Source organism: Pseudomonadota bacterium, from assembly GCA_039028935.1.
Classification (GTDB): Bacteria; Pseudomonadota; Gammaproteobacteria; order Steroidobacterales; family SZUA-146; genus SZUA-146.
Window position 1 is genome coordinate 1 of record JBCCHD010000075.1, and the last position, 4069, is coordinate 4069.

At 57.5% G+C, this 4069-nt stretch carries 3 protein-coding genes; all 3 read right to left on the minus strand.

Annotation, left to right across the window (positions count from 1 at the left end):
- Positions 1 to 1524: Ig-like domain-containing protein (locus AAF465_17240; protein ID MEM7084469.1), on the minus strand; the 1524-nt coding region annotated here is incomplete at its 3' end.
- Between the two features lie 220 nt (positions 1525 to 1744).
- Positions 1745 to 3256, minus strand: coding sequence for a FecR domain-containing protein (locus tag AAF465_17245; protein MEM7084470.1), 1512 nt, complete (start codon positions 3254 to 3256; stop codon positions 1745 to 1747).
- Positions 3257 to 3383: 127 nt separating this feature from the next.
- Positions 3384 to 4069, minus strand: a 686-nt coding sequence (locus AAF465_17250) for a hypothetical protein (GenBank protein ID MEM7084471.1), incomplete at its 5' end; no start/stop codon positions are given.

A 4069-nucleotide genomic window follows, 5' to 3' on the forward strand; every position in this document is an offset into this window, starting at 1 on the left:
ATCGACCTGAACCAATTCGACGTTGTCGTATACCGCTCTTAGGTTGTTGCGAAACCGGACAATCTGCAGATTGAGGTCAATCGTGTCGGAAATGAGCTGGGGCACACCAGCGACGAGCACTTCGATCGGACCCGCCGTATCACGTCCGTCCAACCCGCACTCAGACAGGTCGCGAATCAGCGCGCCGACGAGCAGATAATTGGGTGCCGGCACATTAAGGTCTACCGCCAACTGATTAAGGCTGGTCGCAGCGGCCCCCACGGTCATCGCATAACGGCGTGATACGTCGGTTGCGACTTGCTCGGGCATCACCGGATCGGCAACGTCGCTGGAGAGCACATCAAAACCAAACGCGGTGGTTGCCTGAATCCGGTTGAGGTCGAGTGCTGCCATAAAACTATCACCGGGCGCTTCTCGCCGGGCCTTTATTACCATCGCACTGCTGAATACCGTCACCGCGGCAAACGTCTCGCCATCGAACAGAACGGACTCCAGCGCCAGCTGTTCGTTGAGCACAATAAGTCGTGCGCGGCCTTCTTCGTAGCGCGAATCGGATGGATCTGGATAGAATCCGCCACGCGCTTGCACCAGCAACGAACCTCGCGTTGCGGGTAAATTAACGCACCATCGCCCCTGCGCATCGGTCAGCGTTTGAGCCACTGGCAGGCCGGTTGGCAGGCCCTGTGCGTCCATCTCAAAAAGCGACACATCCGCGGCGTTGACCGGGCCTAGCGTCACGATTCCGCAGGCGTCGGCCGGTGGCATCACCACTTGTCCAATCTCTGACACCACAACATTGACTGTCCCACGCGTGACGTCGATGCCGTCCGTTATTGAGTACGCCATCTGATCGTCGCCCACAAACCCTGGATTTGGCGTGTAGCGCAATTGATCGTCCGATAAGTCGCCGGGCGTGTCATTGTCGAATCGCTCAACACTGCCGTTTGACGCGCCAGAGAATCCCAATAGCTGCAAGGGTTGATTGTCTGCATCGCTGTCATTCGCCAGTACGTCGACCGAGAGAGTCTGCGCTGCCTGCGTGGATACGTTATCGGTTTGCGCGATAGGTGGTTGGTTCAGCGCGGACGCCGGTATCGAGCCCACCGCGCCGACGACCACACTCACATAACCGTTGGCGCGACCGTCCCGACTATCGGACACCGTGTAGGAGAACACGTCGGTTCCCACAAATCCCGGGTTCGCCTCGTACACCAGCGCATCGTCGCCCGATACCGTTGGCGTACCGTTACTGTCGATACTCACGCGTCCGTTTGCTGGACGTCCGGTAAACACGATTGACAGTGAGTCCCCATCCGGGTCGCTGTCGTTACTCAGTACGTCTACGGCTAATGAACCACTCTCCACTGAAGCGAAATCATTGATCGCGACGGGTGCTCGGTTTGGCGTAGAGAGACTGGGCGGCGGCGCGGCCGTCTCTCGCGGGGGCGCCGTTGCGCTTCGGTCGCCGCTGCCCCCACAGGCTGTGAGAGCAATAAGCGGTAGGCTCAGCCAAGCCAGCCGCATGTCAGCAGCTCCTTAGCGCCAGAACGGCGAGACGGACTGAAACTTGAGTGGGTGGCATGAACGCTCCGCGTCACTGAGATGCAAGTGTAAGTAATCGCTGGAATTTGGCCTGTGCGACCCATCACAATTTGAGGGATGATGGCCGTTGATCTAGGCGAGCATGTGCGAAACACAAAAAAGGCCCGCCAAGGCGGGCCTTGATTCACCATAATCGGCGGTGTCAATCACCGCGTTGGAACGCAGCCGATCCGTCTACGGTCGTGTCGCCTTGCTCCAAACTGAACGTTAAACCGGCACCGGTCACTTCTCCGGCATCGTTGCCGCTAAAGAAACCACCGAGGTCGCCCGATCCTTGCTCAACCGCGCCTCCCGATGACACTTCAACCGAATCGAACGCGCCGGCAAATGTGGCGTCTGCGGTGTTAATGTCAACATCTTGAGCACTTGCATTCCACACTTCCGCGGTTTCCTGAATGGACAACGACACGTCGGCATCGACGGTTTGTGCGGTGAAGTCCGCAGATAGACTCGCTGAGCCCAGCGTACCCACATTGCCGCGATTGTCTGTTGGGTCCGTGTTACCCACTAGATCAAAGTCCGCGGTACCGGTGGTTGGCAGCACTGGCGTCACCGACCCATCCGCTGCCGACACATAGTGAACACTACTGTCAATATTGGTAGAGGTGGTGGCGGCCGCTGATTCAGACACGGTACCGGTCGCCCAACGACCCCAACTCAAATTCGTTGCGCCGGGGCGATCGCTATCTTGTCCAACGTTGACCGGGTCGGCACCGACAAGCGCGACATCCGAAGTGGCCGTCGAGAATCCAATGACCGCACCGTCGGCATTGCGCAATGGACTGCCCTGCGCGCTCACCACACTGTCGCCCGCCGCACCAAAGCGACTAACGGCAATGGCACCGGAGCCGCTGAACCCTTCCGTGTCGCCGACCACAAGATCATTAACCTCGCCAGCACTGTTTGTTGATGTCACACCAACGTCTGCCGACACCGACGATTGGGCCGAATCGGCAGCGGCCGGTTGGGCACTATTGACAGCCGCGGACGTCTGCGACGACATCATATTGCGCGCGTCATCGCTGACGGTAGGCGCCGAGCGCGCATCTTTTGCAAAACCGTAGTCACCCGCATCGAGATCGATACTGCCAGCGTCGGTTCGAACCACGACACCGCCACTGTTCACGCCAACATACAATCCATCACTCACGTCCTTGCCCAATGCACGGCTGTACGCCTCGCAGTCAGCGGAACAGTAAATGGCATCGTAGTCGGTACCGCGGATACCGATCGTCGCCACCGGTGTGTTGACCCGGTAGTTGGCTTTGTTTTCTTTACCAATCGCGCCGGTGATGGAGCGAAATCCGCCCTTGATCAACACGAAAAAACTGCGCGGTTCTTCAGCGAGTGTCAGCGCTTCGTCAGCCGGTAGCTGAAAGGCTTCGATTTTAAATTCGGTACCGGGACGCAATGCCAAAAGACCACCATCGGCCATCTGAAGCTGAGTGCGACCATTGGAGGCGGTAATGACCGTATCGCCCTCCGCAACAGAGTCGCCTTGTTTAAGGGCCTGCCGGTCGCCGTCCGCCGACGCAACATACACTTTGCCGTATACAAAGATCGCTGTGCCGGCATCGGCAAATGCGGCACCCGACCACGCTATCGCCACAACGGCAAGCGTGGTGCCCACACATTTTGCAATGAATCTGTTCATTTTGTTTTCTCAGTAGCAGACAGGCAAAAACGCCATTTCCAGTCCTGACTATTGTAGAAAGAAGCGCCGGACCTCGCCGTGATCACTTTCACGGCGCGCCCAGAGAAACTGTGATCAATGTCTTGTTTCAGTCAAATTTGTAGCGAATTCGCAGCAACGCTTCGAATCGTTCGTACTCAAAAATGTCAACAAATGTGTCGTTTTGGGTGTACGCCAACGAATGACTCAAGCGCCATCGTGGGCGAAATGACCAGTCGATAGTGGCGGCGATTCGGGCACGGTCATCCTCGCGTCGGCGATCATACAGCTGCTCAAAGAAGATCTCATCGAACTGACTGCTCTCATACAGCGCGCTGACGACCACACGCGTTCGCGGATTAAACTGCCAGCTTACCGCCGTGGTGGCATACAAAAAGTCACGCGCGTAGCGCGATAGCGATTGGCGCGGATCGTCCATGCCGGCCCCCACTCGCGTTAGCCACTGTCCCTGACCGTTTTCGCCAAACTGATAGACTCCAACCAGTCCAGCGCGGAACCGGTTAACATCTTTCACATCGAGATTGCTCGCGTAGTCAATTTGGCCCGCGTCCGCGGTCACGCCCAATCGCCATTGCGGTGTAATGGCGCGAAGCCAATTTCCACTCACATTGACCCCTCGGCTATTGCCCGAAACGATGAGTCGAATTATCAAGCCGTCACAATAACGGCCTATCAATTTGATATCGACGGTTCGCGCAATAGCCGAGGGGTCAATGTGAGTGGAAATTGGCTTCGCGCCATTACACCGCAATGGCGATTGGGCGTGACCGCGGA